This window comes from Hymenobacter plasmatis, from assembly GCF_020711255.1.
Taxonomy (GTDB): domain Bacteria; phylum Bacteroidota; class Bacteroidia; order Cytophagales; family Hymenobacteraceae; genus Hymenobacter.
Window position 1 is genome coordinate 65,839 of sequence record NZ_JAJFAW010000009.1, and the last position, 20,911, is coordinate 86,749.

The 20,911-nt window shown below is 61.6% G+C and carries 11 protein-coding genes; 1 reads left to right on the forward strand and 10 read right to left on the reverse strand.

Features of this window, described 5'->3' with window-relative positions:
* Window positions 1-21 precede the first annotated feature (21 nt).
* Window positions 22-978 carry a 1-phosphofructokinase family hexose kinase gene (locus LJ738_RS08555; RefSeq protein WP_227785916.1) on the forward strand — a complete coding sequence of 319 codons (957 nt, stop codon included), beginning with the start codon at window positions 22-24 and terminating at the stop codon, window positions 976-978.
* 152 nt (window positions 979-1,130) lie between these two features.
* Here the strand turns inward: LJ738_RS08555 and LJ738_RS08560 are convergent, their stop codons facing one another.
* The 10 genes from LJ738_RS08560 to LJ738_RS08605 form a co-directional block, all read right to left on the reverse strand.
* On the reverse strand, window positions 1,131-3,644 hold the full coding sequence (locus LJ738_RS08560) for a zinc-dependent metalloprotease (protein WP_227785917.1): 2,514 nt from the start codon (window positions 3,642-3,644) through the stop codon (window positions 1,131-1,133).
* Between the two features lie 256 nt (window positions 3,645-3,900).
* Window positions 3,901-6,549: a glycosyl hydrolase 115 family protein gene (locus LJ738_RS08565; RefSeq protein WP_227785918.1), complete on the reverse strand. Its 2,649-nt coding sequence runs from the start codon at window positions 6,547-6,549 to the stop codon at window positions 3,901-3,903.
* 174 nt (window positions 6,550-6,723) lie between these two features.
* Window positions 6,724-7,725, reverse strand: a complete 1,002-nt coding sequence (locus LJ738_RS08570) for an endo-1,4-beta-xylanase (protein WP_227785998.1) — start codon at window positions 7,723-7,725, stop codon at window positions 6,724-6,726.
* A 271-nt stretch (window positions 7,726-7,996) separates the two neighbouring features.
* A complete protein-coding gene (locus LJ738_RS08575) occupies window positions 7,997-9,559 on the reverse strand; it encodes an alpha-N-arabinofuranosidase (protein WP_227785919.1) in 1,563 nt (520 codons plus the stop codon).
* Window positions 9,560-9,938: 379 nt separating this feature from the next.
* Entirely contained in the window at window positions 9,939-11,270 is a 1,332-nt protein-coding gene (xylA, locus tag LJ738_RS08580) for a xylose isomerase (protein WP_227785920.1), read from the reverse strand.
* The gene (locus LJ738_RS08585; RefSeq protein ID WP_227785921.1) at window positions 11,248-12,771 is read right to left on the reverse strand and encodes a xylulokinase; all 1,524 of its coding nucleotides are present in this window, start codon (window positions 12,769-12,771) and stop codon (window positions 11,248-11,250) included. The genes xylA and LJ738_RS08585 overlap by 23 nt, the downstream gene beginning before the upstream one ends.
* Window positions 12,772-12,945: 174 nt before the next feature.
* Window positions 12,946-15,162, reverse strand: coding sequence for a glycoside hydrolase family 3 N-terminal domain-containing protein (locus LJ738_RS08590; protein WP_227785922.1), 2,217 nt, complete (start codon window positions 15,160-15,162; stop codon window positions 12,946-12,948).
* Between the two features lie 39 nt (window positions 15,163-15,201).
* Complete coding sequence (locus LJ738_RS08595; protein ID WP_227785923.1) at window positions 15,202-17,220, reverse strand: sialate O-acetylesterase; 2,019 nt, start codon at window positions 17,218-17,220, stop codon at window positions 15,202-15,204.
* Between the two features lie 12 nt (window positions 17,221-17,232).
* Window positions 17,233-18,858, reverse strand: a complete 1,626-nt coding sequence (locus tag LJ738_RS08600; RefSeq protein ID WP_227785924.1) for a GH35 family beta-galactosidase — start codon at window positions 18,856-18,858, stop codon at window positions 17,233-17,235.
* Between the two features lie 193 nt (window positions 18,859-19,051).
* Window positions 19,052-20,791 carry a RagB/SusD family nutrient uptake outer membrane protein gene (locus tag LJ738_RS08605; protein WP_227785925.1) on the reverse strand — a complete coding sequence of 580 codons (1,740 nt, stop codon included), beginning with the start codon at window positions 20,789-20,791 and terminating at the stop codon, window positions 19,052-19,054.
* Window positions 20,792-20,911: the final 120 nt, after the last annotated feature.

The window sequence follows — 20,911 nt, forward strand, 5'->3', positions numbered from 1 at the left end:
GCCTTATTATCAGCCTTCGCCATGAAACATGTTGTCACCCTTACGCTCAGCCCGGCCATCGACAAGAGCACCTCGGTGCCCCAGCTGGTGCCCGAGCAAAAGCTGCGCTGCGAGCAGCCCAAAGTAGAGCCCGGCGGCGGCGGCATCAACGTGGCCCGGGCCCTAAAGCGGCTTGGGCTTGATTCCCAGGCCGTGTTTGTGGCCGGTGGCCCTCCCGGCGAAGTCCTGAAGCAGCTGGTGGCGCGCGAAGGCATCGAGCAGCACCCCGTACCCACCGAGGCCTGGACCCGCGAAAACTTCACCGTGGTGGATGCGTCGAACAACCAGCAGTACCGCTTCGGCATGCCCGGCACCGAGCTCATTGCTTCGGAGCAGGCGCAGGTGCTGGCCACCCTGGCCGGCCTTAGCCCGGTGCCTGATGTGCTGGTGGCCAGCGGCAGCCTGCCGCCCGGCGTAGCCCCCGAATTTATGGGCGAAATTGCCCGGTGGGCCAGCAGCGTCGGGGCCAAGCTTATCGTCGACACGTCGGGCGAAGCCCTGCGGTGCGCGGTGCACGAAGGCGTGTTCCTGCTCAAGCCCAACCTGGGCGAGCTGGCCATGCTAGCCGGCACCGATGCGCTCGACAGTGAGTCGGCCGCGGCGGCGGCCCGGTCCATCGTGGAAGCCGGCAAGTGCGAAATCGTCGTGGTTTCGCTGGGCGCGGCGGGGGCCTGCTTCGTCACCCGCGAGGTAGAAGAGCACATTGCGGCCCCGGCCGTAAGGAAACGCAGCACTGTGGGTGCCGGCGACAGCATGGTGGCAGGCATGGTCTACGCGCTGTGCCAGGGCCGCCCGGTGCGCGAGGCCGTGCGCATGGGCGTGGCCTGCGGCTCGGCCGCAACTATGAACTCCGGCACGGAGCTGTTTCACGCCAGGGATGCCGCGCGCCTCTACGAGTGGCTGCTCCAGACCATGCCGCGGCTCGTGCCCGTGCATTGAGCTAAAACCAATAGTTAACCAAATGAAAAAGAGCCTCATGCAGTGCGCTGCATGAGGCTCTTAGTGAAGCGACTTGAATGAATTGGGCTGGAATTAAACGAGGCAAGCTGTCGGTTTCTTTTCCGCTTTGCCTGGCGCAGCTCAACCTTTCCCTAATCCATAAAATCCATGTTGGGCATGCCGATGGGAGCCCCGGGCGGCATGTTCACGGCTGGCGGAGTCGTGAATTTACTCGGGTCGGCCTTGAAGCGGTCAATCTGCGACAAGCCAAACAACAGGTTGGCTTTTTGTGTCGGCTGGGCCCGTTTGGCTTGCGTTTGCATCCATTTCTGCAAGCCGTCCACTTCCAGCAGCGCCTGGCCGCGCACACTGGCCGCAGCGCGATTATCGGCGGCTAGCTGCAGCAGGTATTTCAGGGTGAGGTTATTCACCACGGTTTGCAGGGCCCCGGCATAGCCGGTTTCGGGCCGGGCGCGCCAGGTATGCGCCAGCAGCTGCTCCACTACCGGTCCGAAGCCGGGCTGCTTGCTGTCGCGGGCCTGGTACTCTATTAAGCGGGCGGCGCGCTCCGGATTCAGGATGGATGCAATGGTGGGGCCGGCTGCCGCCTCGGCCGCGGCCAGTGGGTCAAACGTGGGCCCGGTAAAGCCGGAGAAGGTTTCCAGCGACCCCGGATACCCCGAGGGGCGGGGCGGAATCTTGGCAATCAATGCCTCCGGCAATTGCAGGGCGGCCGGGGTGATGGTGGCGAGCAGCGCATCCAAGGCCTGCTGCTGTGCGGCGGGCTCCACCATCTTGGTGGGTGCCTGGCCGTCGTTTTTGAGGGCGTGGGTGAAATACTGCCCGCCGATGGATTTGGCCACGGCTTCAATCTGGTAGCGCTGGAGCAGATAGATGGGCACCAGCACTTCCTCCAGGGTAGCCATGGGCGCGTTTGCCCGAATGGCTTTCTCCGAGAAGCCATCGAGCACGTGCCGCCGCACGGCCATCAGCTTGGTGAGCTGGGCCACGGGGTCGGCGCCTTCGTCCCACTGGTTGGCGGCCGGGTGCACGTAGCCGCCAATGTCGGGGATGAAGCGGAAGCCCTGCTGCAGGGTTTCCTTCATGATATTGTCGAGGGCCGTGTTTTCGTCGGTGCCCTTGGCAAATTCGGAGTAGCCCCACAGGATGGCGCGCTTGTCCCAGGAACCGATGCCGGTGGCGTAGGCATCCGACACATCGATGCGGCCATCGGGGTGCAGGCTGAACCGCGGAAACGGGTAGTCCATCACCGACGCCCGCTCCTTGGTGCTGGCCGTGAAGTTGTGATACAAGCCCAGGGTGTGGCCAATTTCGTGGGCCGACAGCTGCCGAATGCGCGCCAGGGCCAGCTGCTCCATTTGGTCGGTCACGGGTTTACCGTCTTCGTAGGGCTGCAGCAGGCCTTCGGCAATGAGGTAGTCCTGGCGGTGCCGGTCGGCACCGAGCGACACCACCCCTTTCAGGATTTCGCCCGTGCGCGGGTCGACGTAGGAGGCACCGTACGAGAAGGCCCGGGGGCTGCCCGAGCGGTTTATCCAGTTCACCACGTTGTACCGGATGTCCATGGGGTCGGCCCCTTCCGGCAGCTCTTTCACCTGAAAGGCATTGGTGTAGCCGGCAGCCTCAAACGCCTGGTTCCACCACGAGCCGCCTTCAATCAGCGCCTTTTTGATAGCCGCCGGCGCGCCCCGGTCCACGTAGTACACAATGGGCTTCACGGCCTCGCTGGTGGCGGCTGTGGGGTCTTTCTTCTCCAGCCGGTGGCGAACGGTAAAGCGCTGCGCGAGGGGCTGATTGATAGGCGCGGAAAAATCGACGAAGCTGAACTGATTGAAACCCGAACGGGGGTCGAATTTGCGGGCCCGAAACTTGTTGTCGGGCAGCTCAATAAACGCCTGGTGCATCTGCACCGTCACCGCGCTGGGGTCCGGCGCCAAGGACTCGTCGTAGCCCCCACCGCTGGCCCCACCGGCGAAGGTTATCATGGCCTCGAACTCAGTGTTCTTGGGAAAGTTCCGGGTGTTTTCCAGGTACACGGCCGAGCGGGATTCGTCGAACCGGTAGCTCACCGACGGCTTGGCTCCGCCCGGGCTCATCAGGCCCGCGCCGGGGCCTTGGAACCCGCTGCTGCTCAGGCGCTCGCCAATTTTCTGGCTGTCGCGCACCAGAAACGGGGTCAGGTCCAGCAGCACTTTGCTGCCCTCCGTGGCCACCGGCACAAAGCCCCAAATCACCGACTTGGCAAAGGCATTGTCGACGGCCCGCTGCTCATCGGTGTTGCCCGACGAGGCCCGGTAATCGAGGTTTGGCTCAATCAGCAGCACCTTGCCGCCCACCCGCACAAACTTGGCAATGGCCGAGGAGCTTTGCCCCCGCTCAATGCCATTGCCCACTCCGCTGGACAACGACCCGAAATACAAAAACTCCTCATTCAAGCGGCTTACTTCCAGCAGCACCTTGCCCGTCTTCGGGTCATAGTAAAAGGGGAAGTAGCCATCGAACTTCTGGAGGCCTTTGGTCATCGAGGCCAGCGAGGAGGCCGGTTGGGCCGCCGCTCCGGCCTTGGCAGCAGGCTTGGCCGCCTGGCCATAGCAGTCTGCACGCGAGGCCAGTACGCCGACCAATAAAAGGGTATAAATCTTCATATTACTTGGGCTATGCTGAGAATTGAGCAAAGCAAGGTTACGCCGCTTTCCCGGATAAAAGCAACGAACTGTCGAGCATATTATATAGTGCCGCTTGAAAGGTCAGAAAGCGCTTCTCGCCATTTCACCACGAGGCGGGACCGGGAGGCAGCTTTTCGGAAGCTGCGCTATGAATCAAGTGGCGCAGCAGAAATGCTTTAGACCGCTATTTCAGCAGCCGCTGGTTCCATAATTGGTCGGAGCCCCGTCATTAAAACTACCGACTTCCCACGCTGCCCTTGCCCGGAGCAGGCGCCGCACTGCGGGGGCTTTCGGGCGGGCCGAGGTAGCTGGCGGGCAGCTCGCCGCGGTGCACCACCAGCTTTTCGAGCACCACGCCGGGGTCGACGCGCCAGAACTTGAGCACGTGCGGGCCTGCTGCCGCGAGGTTGTGCTGCGAGGTTTTGATGATGATGTTATCGGCCACGGCCTGCTCCCAGGGGCGGTTGCCATTATCGGGTTTCAGACCAGTGTGCAAATTGATGATTTGCGGGGCTTCATCGTCGATGGAAACGGCATAGCGCAGGCCTTGGGTATTGGTGAAATCCAGGGTTGGCGCGAAGTAGGCGCGCACGGTGATGGGCCCGGCCTGCTTCAAGGTTACCTGGTATTCGAGGTGGGGCGAGGCGCCACTAGGTGTGGTTTGCGGCGCGGCCGTGACGGGGAAAGTGGTTACCCCACCCAGCGTTCGGCCCAAGTCCGGTAGGTGCTGCCAGGTTACGGGGCCAGCACCTACGGCTTTGGTGTAATGCTCCGCTTCGATGGATACGTAGCCATCATTCTCCACAAAGCCAGTGCCGGGACTAGCCGAAACGGACGGCTTGGCGGTGGTGGCTGGAGCTACCGGCGCTGCGGAAGCTGCGGCCGTGGCGGGCCCGGCCAGCGTTTGCACCTCGGGCATTTTGTCTACCGGGGGCTGCTGCCAGTTGGTGTAGCCAATGTGGGTCTGGTCCATCATGTGGTTCCACTTACCACCGGCCACGGCATGGTAGCGGCGCGTGATTTCGGCATCTTTCGCAAACAGCGCTTTGACTTTTTCGGCCAGCTCGTTGGTGTTGGGCTGGCTTTTTTGGGCGGCCTGGCGGTTCAGGGCTACGGTGTAATAGAGCTCGTTGAGATTGGCACAGGCCTGCACCGGGTGCAGCACCAGCTCATAGTAAGCATCGCGGCTGCCGGCTGGTATTTTCTGGTTGACGGCCTCGGCGCGGGCCAGCAGCTGGTTGTAGTCGCTCACCACGGTGACCCACTCGCCGGTAGCTAGGTTATAGGTTTCGGGCGTAAGCAGCTCGGGCTTGCGGCGGGCATTGTACTTGGCGTATTTGGCCAGGATGTCGCCTATTTCGGTGGCCTGCGTGGGGCCAAACTGTTGGGCGGCCCAGCGCTGGGTGTAGGCCGCCACGCCGGTGGCGGGAATGCGGTCGGGGTTCCAGGCATAGTCGAGGAAGAAGCTGATGGGCAGTTCCATGGGCTTGAGGTCGCCCACGTTCACAATCCAAATTTGGTCGGCGCCATAGGCTTTGGCCAGGTGCATTTGCTCCCAAATGCGGGGCAGCGGGTTAGTGTTTACCCACTTGTAATTGCGCGGGCCGCCCACGTAGTCGAAGTGGTAGTAGATGCCGTAGCCGCCCTGGCGGGGCTTCTCGCCCGGCTTGGGCAGCTTGCGGATGTTGCCCCAGTTGTCGTCGCAGAGCAGCAGGGTCACGTCGTCGGGCACGCGCATGCCCTTGTCGTAGTAGTCCTGCACTTCCTTGTAGAGGGCCCAGAGCTGGGGCGTTTGGGCGGCGGGCTTGTGGGTTTCTTGAGCCAGAATTTTGCGCTGGTCGGCCACTATTTTTTCGAGCAGGGCAATGTTGCTGCCCTCGCTCATGGGCTCGTCGCCGTCGCCGCGCATGCCCACGGTCACGATGCTTTCGTGGGTGCCCATATTTTTGATGCCCTGGCGCCAGAATTCGCGCAGGGTGCTGTCGTTGGTTTGGTAATTCCAGGCGCCTTTGCCGTAGCGCTTCCACTCCTGCTGGGCGCGCAGCATGGGCTCGTGGTGCGAGGTGCCCATCACGATGCCGTATTCATCGGCAAGCACGGGGCTTTGCTTGTCGTCGTCGTTGAAGGCGTTGCCCCACATGGCGGGCCACAGGTAGTTGCCCTTGAGCCGCAAAATCAGCTCAAACACGTGGACGTACATCTTGGAGTTGATGCCGCCGAACTTCTCCTTGGCCCAACCCGAAAGCGCGGGCGCTTCGTCGTTGAGGAAAATGCCGCGGTACTTCACCGCCGGCTCGCCCAGCGTGTACCGGGCCGGGCTCACGTACAGCGCGTTTTGCGGCTTCACGGGCACATCGGCCCACCAGTACCAGGGCGATACCCCAATTTGCTGCGACAAATCATAAATCCCGAAAATGGTGCCGCGCTTGTCACTACCGGCAATCACCAACGCGCGCTCCACGCCGGGCATGGGGTTCTCCACCACTTGCCGTACGAAGGTTTCCCAGCGCCCGGCCACCGCCTTCACATCGAGCTTTTTTTGCTGCACGAGTTGGTCGATGAGCGGGCTTTTGCCGATGGTGCCAATGAGCACTACCTCCGCTCCCGTCGGCTTGGCCGTACCAAAGCGCGGCTCAATTTTCGTCACACGCTGCACGTCGGCCTGTAAGTCCTTTGCGGCGCGCAGCACGCCCGGCCAGTCACTGGCGCTGGCATAGATGGCGGCGGCTTTGCCGCCCGCCGCCAGCGTGAAAGCGCCTTTGCCTTTCGTAGCTGATACGGTTGAAGCACCCAAGGGCAGCGTCTGGGCCAGCGCATTGCTGGCGGCAAACAGCACAGCCAACAGCAGCAATAAAAGGCGAAATTTGAGGGATAGTGTCTTCATAGTTTCACCAACGATTAATGCAGTTAACAAAGGCTGTCATGCTGAGCCTGTCGAAGCATCTCGCGTGCATCGTTGAGCTATCTTGATTACTACTGCACGCGAGATGCTTCGACAGGCTCAGCATGACGGTCTATTAAGATTCACGGAGTACTGGCTTCCAGCGCCTTTTGCTTGCTAAAACTTCACCACCTCATAGAAAGCCTTCTTGGGCTTCTGATTCTGGTCGAAGAGCAGCGGGTAGTTTTTGCGGCCGGCCACGGGGTAGGTATCCAGCCAGGTGTATTTGTCGGAGATGTTCCAGAAGGTGACGCCGGTGATGACGTTCTTGTAGTCGCGGAACACCTTGAAAAACATCTTGTACTGGTCCGCCTGCTTCTGCTCCAGCTCGGGCGTGTAAGCGTCCGACTCGCCGGGGCGCTTTTCGCGGCGGTTCTTTTCCCAGGGATAAATCGACACGTCGAGCTCGGTTATCTGGATTTTCAACCCCAGGGACTTATACCGGTCCAGGGCCGTGCGCAGCTCCTTTTCGGTGGGCTCCTGCAGCGACCAGTGCCCCTGCAGGCCCACGCCATCAATCGGTATTTTGGCGTCCTTCAGCTTCTTGAGCAGCTTGTAGATTCGCTCGCGCTTCTCGGGCCGCTCGGTGTTGTAGTCGTTGTAGAATAGCTGGGCCTTGGGGTCGGCCGCGTGGGCGTATTCGAAGGCTTTGGGAATGAAGTCCTCGCCGCAGATTTTGTACCACTCCGAGTTGCGCAGAAACTGCGTGCTGTCGTCGGCAATGGCTTCGTTCACCACGTCCCAGGCGTAGATTTTGCCCTTGTAGCGCTTTACCACGGTATCGATGTGGCTCTTGAGCCGCTTGAGCAGCACTTCTTTGCTCACGGTCGTGCCGTCGGCGTTCTTGAACAGCCACTTCGGCGTCTGCTCGTGCCAGAGCAGGTTGTGGCCCCGTACGCGCAGCTTGTTGGTCTGGGCAAACTGCACGATTTCGTCGGCATCCTTCCAGAAGTAGCGGTTTTCCTCCGGGTGAATCGGACCCATTTTCATGGCATTCTCCGGCGTGATGCTGTTGAACTGCTGCTTAATCAGCTCGCCTTCCGCCCCTTTCAGGCCCTGGGGCGAAACGGCCACCCCGATGGGGAAATAGTCTTTGTAATAGTCCTTGAGGCCTTTCATAGCGGGAGCCTGCGTGGGCACCGACTGCGCATGGGCCAGTGAGGCCACATCGTAGCGGCTGTTCAGCGCCCCCAGACCGCCCATTATCAGGCTACCGAGAATCAAGCGACGCAGCGGGGTAGCAAGAAGTGTGTTTTTCATAAAGGTTTCGCAAAAAAGGAACGTCATGCTGAGCGCAGCCGAAGCATCTCGCTCGCATCGTCCTCACGGATGGATTACTACCACACGCGAGATGCTTCGGCTGCGCTCAGCATGACTTACTGATGAGTGTTTACCGCAGCTCCAGCATCACTACCGACTTGGGCGGCAGTTCCACGGCCAGCTTATCACCGCGCTTTTTGGCGCCTGCGAAGCTGGCCAGCTTCACCGCATTGGGCTTGTCAAAGGTGTTGTAATCGTTGATTTTGGCAGAGGTCAGAATGCGGCCGGTCACATTTTTCCAGTTCACACCCGCCAGCGCCGTTTCCAATTTGAGCGTCTTATGAGGGTCAAGGTTCACGAGTGAAATATGTACGGCGCCTTTAGCATCTTTAGAGGCTGAAGCATTCAAGGCCGGGATTTTCTGGTCCCCCATTACATAATCGGGACTAGTAAACTGCAGTGGTAGATACTGCGCGTCCTGGTGCACCTGGTACAGGTCAAACACGTGGTAGGTGGGCGTGAGCAGCATCTTCTCCTTGTCGGTGAGAATGACAGCCTGTAGCACATTCACAGCCTGGGCTAGGTTGGCGCCACGCACCCGGTCGCAGTGGTTGTTGAAAATGTTGAGCGTGGTGCCGGCTACCAGCGCGTCGCGCAGGGAATTTTGCTGGTACAGGAAACCAGGGTTGGTGCCGGGCTCCACGTCGGTCCACACGCCCCACTCGTCTACCAGCAGCGCTACCTTTTTGTCCTTGTCGTACTTGTCCATGATGACGGCGTGCTTGGTCACGACGGCCTCCATTTTCAGGCAGTTTTTCAGGGTGTTGAAGTATTGGGCTTCGTCGAAATTGGTGGCCGAGCCCTTGCTGCCGGTCCAGCTGCCGGTGGGCAACGTGTACTGGTGCAGGGTGAGGCCCCACATCTGGTTGAGCGGGATGTTTTTCATGCACGTCTCCGTCCAGTTGGCGTCGTCGCCGTTGGCGCCACTCACGATTTTCTTGAGCGGCGGCGAGGCCGGGTAGTTGTGAGCGAAGGTGGCGTAGCGCTTATACACGTCGGTGTAGTACTGGGCTGTCATGTTGCCGCCGCAGCCCCAGCTCTCGTTGCCGATGCCCCACCAGCTCACTTTGTAAGGTTCGGGGTGGCCGTTTTTGCGGCGCTCCAGTACCAGTGGGGTGTCGTCGTTGGAGTTGAGGTACTCCATCCAGCCGGCCATTTCCTGCACCGTGCCGCTGCCCACGTTGGCGGCCAGGTAAGGCTCGGTGCCGAGCAGGCTGCACAGTTCCAGAAATTCGTGGGTGCCGAAGCTGTTATCCTCCAGGTTATTGCCCCACCACATGTTCAGCATTTTGGGGCGCTGGGCCGTGGGGCCTATGCCATCGTGCCAGTGGTAGGTATCGGCAAAGCAGCCGCCGGGCCAGCGCAGGTTGGGCACCTTGATTTTCTTGAGGGCCTCGACCACGTCCATCCGGATGCGGCCTTGCTTGGGCACGTTCAGCTTTTCGTCGACCCAAAAACCACCGTAAATGCAGCGGCCTAAATGCTCGGCAAAGTGCCCGTAGATGTGCTTGCTGATTTGCAGCTTGGGGTCTCCGGCCTGCACGGCCATTTGAATGGTTTGGCCCGCCGCTCCAGTAGAAGCAGCGAGGCCCAGGGTGGTGGCAAAAGCGGCCAGGCGCTTGGAGAAGGTCATAAAAAGAAGAAATGCACCAAATGTCAATGAATGGCCCAAAAGAAGCCTCAAACGAACCAGCCGGCAAAGCGGCGTTCCGGCCTGCAAACCCCTGGGGCCTGCGTGAAGCCCAGACCCGCTCACCAACGGGCCTGTGCTTCGTGCCGGAACGCCGAAGCCGCCTACTGGCCGGCGAGCTATTGCAGGCCCGCTACAGTCGGCACCAACTTCCCCAGCTAGTCGCGTTGCTGTTCCCACCACGCGGCGGCTGGCCGGTTCAGTTTTTGCAGATGAACGTCATGCTGAGCGCAGCCGAAGCATCTCTACCGCGAGAGTAATTAATTACTGCTGCACGCGAGATGCTTCGGCTTCGCTCAGCATGACAGTCTTTTTCTAAAACTTAGATGTATTGGTTGATAATGGCTTCCAGCCACTCCTGCTTGCCGCTTTTCGGCGTGGGTTCGCCGCTCTTCATGGCGATGGTGCGCAGGTCTTCCAGGCTCAATTCGCCGCGCTCATACGCTGCGCCTTCACCCGAATCGAACGAGGCGTATCGCTCCTTGCGGAACTTGCGGTAGGGCGACTTTTCGAGGATGTCGTTGGCCACGACCAGGGCGCGGGCGAAGGTGTCCATGCCCGAGATATGGGCGATGAAGATGTCCTCCAGGTCGGTGGAGTTGCGGCGGGTTTTGGCGTCGAAGTTGATGCCACCGGGCTTGATGCCGCCGTGCTCCAGAATGATGAGCATGGACTCGGTCAGCTCGTTGAGGTTGTTGGGAAACTGGTCGGTGTCCCAGCCATTCTGGTAGTCGCCGCGGTTGGCATCCATGCTGCCCAGCATGTTGGCGTCGGCCGCTACCTGCAGCTCGTGCTGGAAGGTGTGGCCGGCCAGCGTGGCGTGGTTCACTTCCAGGTTCAGCATGAAGTCGTTTTCCAGGCCGTGCTCCTTCAAAAAGCCGATGACGGTGGCCGCGTCGAAGTCGTACTGGTGCTTGGTGGGCTCGGCCGGCTTGGGCTCGATGAAGAATTTGCCCTTGAAGCCTTGCTTACGGGCGTAGTCGCGGGCCATGGTCAGGAAGCGGCCCATGTGGGCCTGCTCGCGCTTCATGTCCGTGTTGAGCAGGGTCATGTAGCCTTCGCGGCCGCCCCAGAACACGTAGTTCTCGCCGTTCAGGGCAATGGTCGCGTCGATGGCATTCTTGACCTGCGTGGCCGCATGGGCCACCACCTGGAAGTCGGGGTTGGTGCTGGCGCCGTTCATGTAGCGCGGGTTCGAAAACACGTTGGCCGTGCCCCAGAGCAGCTTCACGCCCGAGGCGGTCTGATGCTCCTTGGCGTAGTCCACGATGGTTTGCAGGTTGCGCTCGTACTCGTCGAGCGAGTCCCCTTCCTCCACCAAGTCAATGTCGTGGAAGCAGTAGTAGGGCGTGCCGAGCTTGGTGAAAAACTCAAACGCGGCGTCCATCTTGTCCTTGGCGCGGCCGATGATTTCGTGGTGCGTATCCCAGGCAAACTGCTTGGTGCCAGGCCCGAACGGGTCTCCGCCGGTGCCGGTGAAGGTGTGCCAGTACGACACGGCGAAGCGCAGATGCTCCTTCATGGTCTTGCCGGCTACCATGCGGTTTTCGTCGTACCACTTAAAGGCCAGTGGATTGTCCGACTCGCGCCCTTCGAAGCGGATGGTGTCGATGCCCGTAAAAAATTCGGTTTTAGAAAGCGTGCTGCTTGACATGGGAAGGAGTGGTTGGGTTAGGAATAAGTTGAGATAAAGCGTTTTGCCAGCGGCCGTAAGCGGCTTGGTATTGTTCGCGCAGCCGGTCGGTGGGCTCCACGGTCAGAATGCGTTCGAGGCCGGTAAAGGCTTCGGTGGGGCTGGCGTACACGCCGGCGCCGACGCCCGCGCCGCGCGCCGCACCCTGGGCCGCGTCGGTGTTGTAGAGCTCCAGCTCCACGTTGCCGCTATTCACGAAGGCTTCGCGGAACACCGGGCTCAGGAACATGTTGGCGTTGCCGGCGCGCACTTTACGCACCTGCACCCCCGAGGCCCGCATGATGTCCATGCCGTAGTTCAAGGCGAACACAATGCCCTCCTGGGCGGCGCGCAGCACGTGCGGCTGGTGGTGAATGTTGAAGTTGAGCCCGCGCAGTTCGGCGTCGGCCGGGCGATTTTCGAGGATGCGCTCCACGCCGTTGCCGAAGGGCAGAAACACGAGGCCCTCCGCTCCTATCGGCGCCTGGGCGGCCAGCTGGTTCATCTGGTCGTAGGGCAGCTCGCCCACGATTTTGCGCAGCCAGCTGTTGAGGATGCCCGTGCCGTTCAGGCACATGAGCACGCCGTTGCGGGGCTGCTCGGGCGTGCTGTTTACGTGCACGAAGGAATTCACGCGGGAGCGCGGGTCGGGCGTATTGGTCTCGTTGATGCCGTAGACCACGCCGCTCGTGCCGCCCGTGGCCGCCACCTCGCCGGGGTGCAGCACATTCAGCGAAAAGGCGTTGTTGGGCTGGTCGCCGGCCCGGTAGCTGATGGGCGTACCGGCCGTGAGGCCCAGCTCCTGCGCCGCCTCATGGCTCAGGTGTCCCTGCACCGAAAAGGTGTCCACCACCTCGGGCAGCAAGTCGGCGCTGATGCCGTAGTAGTCGAGCAAATCCTGGGCGATGGCCTGCTTCTTGAAGTTCCAGAACACGCCCTCCGACAAGCCCGACACCGTGGTTTGCAGCTCGCCCGTCAGTTTGAAGGCGATGTAGTCGCCGGGCAGCTGAATCTTGTGAATCTGGGCGTAAATCTCGGGCTCGTTTTCCCGCACCCACTTCAATTTGGAAGCGGTAAAATTACCCGGCGAGTTTAGGAAGTTGGTCAGGCAATACTCCTCCCCCAACGCCTCAAAAGCCTTATCACCGTATTCCACGGCCCGGCTATCGCACCAGATAATGGCGGGGCGCAGCACCTTGCCGTCCTTGTCAATCAGGACCAGCCCGTGCATCTGGTAGGTGATGCCGATGCCGGCCACCAGGTCCGTATCGAAGCCGTAGTCGGCCTTGAGTTGGGCGGTGGCATTCACACACTCCTGCCACCAGCGCTCGGGGCGCTGCTCAGCCCAGTTGGGCTGGGGCACGGTGATTTCCATCTCCTTTTTGGGCGATATGGCCGCGGCCACGCACTTGCCGGTGTGAATGTCGAGCAGGGAAGCTTTGATGGAAGAGCTACCGATGTCGTAGCCGAGGAGGTATTTCATAGTTAATACAGATTGATAGAAGTCGTCATGTTAAATAAGGCAGTCATGCTGAGCGCAGTCGAAGCATCTAGCGGGCTTCGTTGCAATGGCATTGATTAGTTGCGCGAGCGAGATGCTTCGACTGCGCTCAGCATGACGGGCTTTTTAAGCGTTTTTTAATGACGTACTAGAATTTTACTTAACGGTAAGGACGGCCGAGGCGGCCGGGCTGGCCCCCAGCGCCACGCTGCGGGCGCTGGGCAGCGAGCCGCCTACCCACACCGTGACCGGGCCGCTGGCCGCCACTGACTGCCCTTTGTCGTTCACCAAAGCCAGCATGTCGGGCGTGAGCGTGAACTTGACGGTGGTACTGGCACCCGGCGCCAGCTTCACGCGACGGAAGTTTTTCAGCGAATACAGCGGCGTCTGGGCGCCCTTCTTGGCGGCGTGCGTCACGTAGAGCTGCACCACTTCTTCGCCTTCCGTTTTGCCAGTGTTGGTGACGGTGGCCGTCACGTCGACGGGCTTGTTTTTAGCCACACTCTTGCTGGCTAGCTTCACCGAGGGGTACGTGAATTTGGCGTAGCTCAGGCCGTAGCCGAAGGGGTACATCGGCTCGGCGGCCAGGTAGCGGTAGGTGCGGCCGGCCATGTGGTAGTCCTCGTAGGCGGGCAGCTGGTCCAGCGATTTCGGGAAGGTGATGGGCAGCTTGCCCGAGGGCGAAACCTTGCCAAACACCACGTCGGCCACGGCGTTGCCGCCTTCCTCGCCCGGGTACCAGGCCAGCACTACGGCATCGCAGAGCTCGTGCACTTCGGCCAGGTTCATGGGGCTGCCGCCGGTGATGATGGCGATGAGGGGCTGCTTGTTGTTTTCGCGCAGCTTTTTCAGGAAGTCAATCTGGTTCTTGGGCAGGTTGTAGTCGAGCCGGTCGCCGAAGGTGGGCGAGGCGATGGACTCGCCCTCCTCCCCTTCCAGCAGGCCGGTGATGCCCAGCACCACGAAGGTGGCGTCGACGGTGCGGGCCGTGGCGCTCACCCAGTCGATGGTGTTGGCGTTGGGCCGGTCGAGCATGGCACCCTGGCGGTACTGCATCTGGCTGCCGGGCTGCACGCCGCCCACGAGGCCCTCCAGGATGGTTTTCATCTCCGGGTTCACGCCGTAGTAGTTGCCCAGCAGCGCGTCGAGGTTGGCGGCGTTGGGGCCGCACACGAAGTACTTGGGCAGGTCGTTGCGCAGGGGCAGCACGCCGTTGTTTTTCAGTAGCACGATGGACTTCTGGGCCGCCTCGCGGGCCAGGGCCCGGTGCGAAGCGCTGTTGATGATTTCGGGGCCGAGCTTGTCGTAGGGGCTGCTGCCCTGCGGGTCGAGCAAGCCCAGCTTGAACTTGGTGCGCAGCAGAATGGCCAGCGAGCTGTCCATCTTGGCCTCCGTGGTGAGGCCTTTTTTCACGGCCTCGGGCAAGGACGGGTATACGCTGCCGCAGTTCAGGTTCACGCCGCGGTCCAGGGCCAGGGCGGCGGCTTCGGCGGGGGTTTTCACCACTTTGTGGCCCTGGTAGAAGTCCACCAGCGCCCAGCAGTCGCTCACGATGTGGCCCTTAAAGCCCCACTGCTTGCGCAGCACGTCCTGCAGCAGGTAGGTGTTGGCGCAGCAGGGCTCGCCGTTGGTGGCGTTGTAGGCGCACATCACGGCTTCCACTTTGGCATCCACCAGCTTATGAAAGGCCGGCAGGTAGGTTTCCTGCAAGTCCTGGGGCGTGGCCACGGCGTTGAACTCGTGGCGCAGGCGCTCGGGGCCGCTGTGCACGGCGAAGTGCTTGGCGCAGGCAGCAGTCTTGAGGTGCTGGGGGTCGTCGCCCTGCAGGCCCTGTACGAAGGCCACCCCCATGCGGCCGGTCAGCGTGGGGTCTTCGCCGTAGGTCTCCTGCCCCCGGCCCCAGCGCGGGTCACGGAAGATATTGATGTTGGGCGTCCAGAACGTAAGGCCGCTGTACTGCTGGCGGTAGCCCTTGGCCACGGCCGCGTTGTAGGAGGCGCGGGCTTCATCGGAAATGGCGGTGGCCACGCGCTTGGCCAGGTCGTCGTCGAAGGTGGCGCCCAGCCCAATGGCCTGCGGAAACACCGTGGCCGCGCCGGCCCGGCCCACGCCGTGCAGGGCCTCGTTCCACCAGTTGTAGGCCGGGATGCCCAGCCGCTCGATGGCCTTGCTGTTGTACATCATCTGGTCGGCCTTCTCCTCCAGCGTCAGCTTCGAAATCAGGTCCTTGATACGGGCATTAATAGGCTGCTTGGGGTCGAGAAACACCGCCGAGGTAGCCGTGGCCTGCGCGTGGGCAACTCCCTGCAGCCCCAGCAAAAGGGCGGCACTCAACAGGCTTTGGCGGCGCAGGCGGGCGAAGGAGCGTAACATGGGAAGAGGGCGGCTAGGGTTGCTGGAGTTGAGCTGAATTTAGAGGCGGCCGGTGGGCATCGACAGTTGGGGCTCAGTGGTAAAAGGCGAAGCCGGCAGGCCTTCCTTGTTGTAGAGATTGGCGCCTTCGGGGTTATCGGCCCAGGCGTAGCGCACCACGGTCGGGTTCGGCACCTGGTCGTTCCACACCACCACTTTCTTGCCTTCAATCCGAGCCTGGGCCCACACGAATTTCTTGTCCGGTCCGGCTACGGCGAAGCCCTTCAACGGCCCGCCGCCTTTCGCCACCAAGCCGCCGCCTACGCTGGCGAAGCTGAGCGTGACCTTGTTGCCCGCCACTTGCATGGTCTGGTACAGCGGGCCGGAGGCAACCACCTTGGCATCACCGTAGGCTACTTTTTGGGCAGCCAGGGCCAGGCGGTGGCCGGGCGTTTGCTTGTCGAGCGGGTGGATGTCGTTCCATTCGCCCGCGTCTATAAGCACGGCCATGCCGGTATGAGGTACGGCCAGCAGGCGGCGCTGGGCATCGCGCAGGGCCGCCCAGTCGCTTTCGCTGGGCTCCGGCTTGACGGCCATGAAGTTGGGCAGCTGCGCGTAGAGGAACGGCAGGTTGGGCTGCTGAAAGTGCTTGCGCCAATCGGTTATCAGGCCGGTTATCAGGGCCTGGTAGTCCTGCGAGTGGCCTGTGTTGCTTTCGCCCTGGTACCACAGCACGCCCTTGATGGCGTAGGGCAACACCGGCGCAATCATGCCATTAAACAGGCCCCCGGGCTGGTACTGAAACGTGGTAGTGCCCGGCGTGGGCGGCATAGTAGCGCCCAGCTTGTACTGCCATGGCCCGCGCAGGTCGAGGGTCTGGCCCGCGGCCGTAAGCTGGTACTTCTTGCCGGGCGTGAAGCCGCCGCGCCCGGTATTGTTGATGAGGCGCACCACCACCACGTTTTTACCGGCCTTGAGCACACCGGCCTTCACGTCGTATTTGCGCGGCGGGTACTGGTAGCCGGTGGTGCCCACCAGCTGGCCGTTGAGGTACGTGGAGTCGGCATCGACCAGTGTGCCCAGCTCCAGGCGGGCCGGCTGGCCCACCATGCTGGCGGGCACCTCTACTTCTTTGCGAAACCACACCACGCCATTCACCGGCCCCAGGGGGCTGTCCTTGTCCCAGTAGCCGGGCACGTTCATGGTGGCCCAGGTGCTGGCGTCGTAGTCGGGAGCCGACCACTTCTGCTGGCCCCGCGCTTCGCCTTGGTCAGCCTGGTGCAGGCTTTGGTACCAGCTGGCTACCGCGGCGCCCTCGCGCTGCCGGATGCCAGCCACCAAGGCACTGTCTTTGTACTTGGCTGCTTGCTGCTCGTAGGTGGGGAACTGTCGCAACGCATCAGCACTCAGCCAAGATTCGGCCGGCGAGCCGCCCACAGCGTCTTTGATGATGCCAACCGGCACGTTATACTTGGCGTTGATTTCCTTGGCGAAGAAGTAGGCTACGCCCGAAAACTGGAGCACCGTTTGGGGGTTGGCTTCCGTCCATTTGCCGCCCGTGAGGTCGGTGCGCGGCTTGTCGAAAGCATAGGTCAGGGGCACGTCAAACTGCCGGATGCGTGGGTTGGTAGCTTGGGCAATCACGTCGGGGTACTTGTCGCGCAGGCGGCTCATGGGGGTTTCCATGTTCGACTGGCCCGAGCACAGCCACACGTCGCCCACCAAAATATCCTTAATACTGAGAGCATTGCTGGCCGTCAGGCTCATTTCATAGGGTCCGCCAGCTTTCATCGCCGGCAGTGTCACGCGCCACTGGCCATTGGGGCCGGTAGTAGCGCGGTAGGTTTTGCCCAAAAAAGCTACGGACACCGATTCGCCGGGCTTTGCCCAGCCCCAGATGCGCACCGGCGCCTCGCGCTGCAGTACCATTCCGTTGCTCACCAGGCGCGGCAGGCGCACTTGGGCAGCGGCCGTGGCCGGCACCAGCAGGGCGCAGCCCACCAAGGCCAGCCCAAGGCTGAGTTGGCTAAGCTGCGAGGTCCTTCGCCGGAGCACACGGATGGACAATAGTTGAATCATGGGCCTGCTAGATTAGTAAGTGTAGAGTTTGACCCGCTGGATGCTGTATTCGTCGCCGGCCACGCGCACGTGGCGGCCCTGGTGGTCCTGGTCGCCGTTCATGCGGCGGCCGGGCACCCACTTCTCGTCTTCAAAATGGCCTTCGTCCACACTCACGTAGCCGGCGCGTTTGCCTTTGGCGGTGGGCTCCCAGGTGAGGACCAAGCCGGTGCCCACCACGTAAAACTCGTCGGGCGCCACCGCAATGACGAGGCCGCCGCCCGGCGACCACTCGGCCTTTTTCGCGCCCAAGGACCAGCCCAACGTGTACTCGTGCTTGGCCGTGAAGCGGTAGTTGCCGAGCGTGGCGGTACGGGCGGCCGAGTCCTTTTGCAGCAGGAAGCCGCGCACCTGGCCCGCGGGCTGGTGCTTGCCCAGCAAGAAGCTAACTTGCTGCAGCAGCTCATAGGCCTTGCCGATGGGCGCAGCCTTGAGCGTGTCGCTGCCTTCGATGGCGAAGGGCGAAAACGAGAGGCAGTTGTAGTTGCCGAAAGCGAAAAACGCCTTGGCATCCACGCCCTCTTCAAACCGGTGTTCGGGGATAAACAGCGGGTTGCCGCCGCGGGTGTACAAGTTGCACCAGTGTTCAAAATTGGGGTTGTAGAAGTCGGGCGCCAGGATGTCGATGGCCGGCGCGCCGGCTAGCCAGATGTCCATGACGTGCGGCAGCGGGCCGGCGCTGGGGTACTTGCCGGGTGCCACGTTGGGCCGGTTCAGGGCCGCGTTCACGTACATGGGCAAGGGGTAAGCGTCTTTGCCGGCCACGGCCAGCGCATTGGTGAAGGTGGCGTAGTACCAGGCCATAAACATCTCGTCGGTGGCCAGGCTTTTGCCGAACACCTCTTCCCAGTTGCCTTTGGTCTTGGCGCCCTGGCGCTGCCAGATGGCCGCAAACTCGGGCTTCAGGTTTTTGCGCTCGCGCTGCAGGTAGGTGAGCAGCGGGGCGGGCACGGGTTGCTTGAAAGCAGCATTGGCGCGGTCGTCGTAGCTGCGGGCGGTGGGCAGCATGCCGATTTCGTTTTCGACCTGCACCGTGATTACGGTGTGCTGCTTGTCGTCGGTAGCTTTCAGGTGCTGCATGAGCTGCACAAAAGCCTTTCGGTCGGCCTCCAGGTTGGTGGGGCTGAACGGGGTCATGATTTCCTGCGGCACGCCCTTGTCGTCTTCCACGCGGGGGAAGCGTTTCAGGTCGGTTTTCACCCAGGCCGGGGCGTAGCACGACATGCTGTTTTTCCAGGCGCCGAACCAGAGCAATACCAGCTTCATCTGGTGCTTGCGGGCGTCGCGCAGCAGGTCGTCCACCAGCGTGAAGTCGAACTTGCCTTCGGTGGGCTCCATCAGCTCCCAGTACACCGGCGCAATCACCGTATTCAGGTGCATGGCCTTGAGCTTGGGCCACACGGGCTGCATGTACGCCGTGCTGGAGGCGGTGGAGTTACCCAGTTCGCCGCCCAGCACGAAGTAGGGCTTGCCATCTACCAGAAGTTGGGTGCTTTGGCCGGTTTTCACCAGGCGCGGCATGCCGCTGGCCGTTCCTTGGGCTTGCGCTGAGAAAGCCGCTGCTGCGAGCAGGAAAAACAGGATAATTCTGTGTAACAAAAGGTTCGGTTGGATATGGTGGAAATGGTGGCAGGAAGAAGGGCGACAGAATAAAAAGAACGTCATGCTGAGCGCAGCCGAAGCATCTCTACCTCGTGAGTAATCAATGCTCTAGCTCAACGAAGCAGGAGAGATGCTTCGGCTGCGCTCAGCATGACGTTCTTTGGGTTTTTTCCGGATTATCTATCAACTACTAGTACCCAGGGTTCTGCGTGATTTTGCCGCTGGTGCGGTCGATTTCCGTTTGTGGAATGGGGCGCAGCACGTGGTAGGGCTGGATGTTGATGGCCGCGTTGGAACCGTAGATGCCGGTGGAGAGGCGCGTCAGCGGCGGGTTGTAGGCTTTCACGCGGTCCAGGAGCTTCCCGGTGCGCTTGAGGTCGTACCAGCGCGTGAATTCACCGGCCAGCTCGCGGGCCCTCTCGTCCAGGATGAAGTCGATGTTTACCTGGCTGGCCGTAATGTCCATCTGCGTGGTTTTGCCGGCAGCAGCGGCGCGCTCCCGCACCACGTTGATGTATTTGGCAGCCTGTGCGGCATCGCCCAGGTAGAAGTAGGCCTCGGCCGCAATCAGGTAGGTTTCGGCCAGACGGTACACGATGTTGGGCCGGGTCGAGAAGCCGTTTACCGACGTGCGGTTGCGCGAGTCAAACTTGTTGAGCGTGGGGAAGTACTCGGTGGTGTACTGGCTGGGCTGAATCACGCGGTAGGCCACCGGCTGGCGGTTGGCAATGCGGGCCAGCTCGCCCGCCGACAGCTCGCGGCCGGGGTACCAGACAGCCGTGTCGCCGATTACGGCTTTGGCGCTGCCGCTGTTGTTGCCCGGCGCGTTCACCCGGTACACCGTCGTAAACCACTTGTTGTAGCGCGTGTCGGTGGTGCGCAGCGACTTGCCCGATTCCTGCGGCGCGCCGCTGGCATTGCGCAGGATGTAGGTGTCTTCCAGGTAGTGCGTCACCGAGTGGCGGGCAAAGGGCCGGCCGTTATTGATGTCACGCACCATGTTGGGCAGCAGGTCATAGCGGCTGCGGAAGTTGAAGCCCGCCACGTTCTCGCCGCCAAAGGTGAAGCCGTCGACGCGGGAGAAGGTGGCGTCGCCGTTGAACTGCGCGTTCATGATAACCTCTTTGCCGTTTTCGTTGCCTTCTTCAAATACCTTGGCGGGGTCGGCTTCCAGGCCCAGGCCGTAGCGGCTCTGGTTGTCGATGAGCTCCTTGGCATACTTGGCGGCGTTGGCGTAGTCGCTGGCGTCCTTGGCCGTGGAGGTGGCGCGGGTTAGGTATACCTTGGCCAGCAGGTGCAGGGCCGTGGCCCGCGTCACGCGGCCGGGCTGGGCGGGCTTGTCGGCAATGGTGTTCATGGCGTCGGTCAGGTCGGCGATGATGGCCTTGTACACGTCGGCCACGGGAGCCCGGGTAATGTCCTTGGTGGGCAAATCCACGAAACTTTGCATCAGGGGCACGTCGCCGAAGTGCTGCACCAGCACAAAGTAATATTGGGCCCGCAGCAGCTTGGTCTCGGCAATCAGCTGCTTAATGCGGTCGGCGCTCAGGCCTTGCACGGTGGGGGCGTACTTCAGCACGCCGTTGGCAGTGTTGATGTACTGGTAGCTCAGGCTCCAGATAAAGGAAGTTGAGCTGGCGTTGACCGGGGTCAGGTCCGAGGTGTTGTAATCGTTGAGGCCACTGCTCGAGGTAATGCCGTTGGTCCACAGGTCGGTACCGGCTTCGGTGGTGAAGAAGCCGGAGTCGTTGCCGTAGAGCTGGCGCAGGCCCGAGTACACACCCGTTACGCCGGCCTCCACGCCCTGCGGCGTGGCCAGGAAGCCCGGCGTGAGGATGGAGCGCGGGTTTTCGTCCAGAATGTCCTTGCTGCAGCTGCCGGCACCCAGAAGCACGGCAGTTCCTAACGTGACTAATACTATCTTTTTCATATTTGCGTAGCGCGATGCGCTGGAAAGTTGAGGTTGATTGGGAGAGAGACTGAGTGGCCGAGTAACTGAGTGAATGTGGGTTCTTTTAGCCTTGGGCTGAACTTGCTCCACTCAATCACT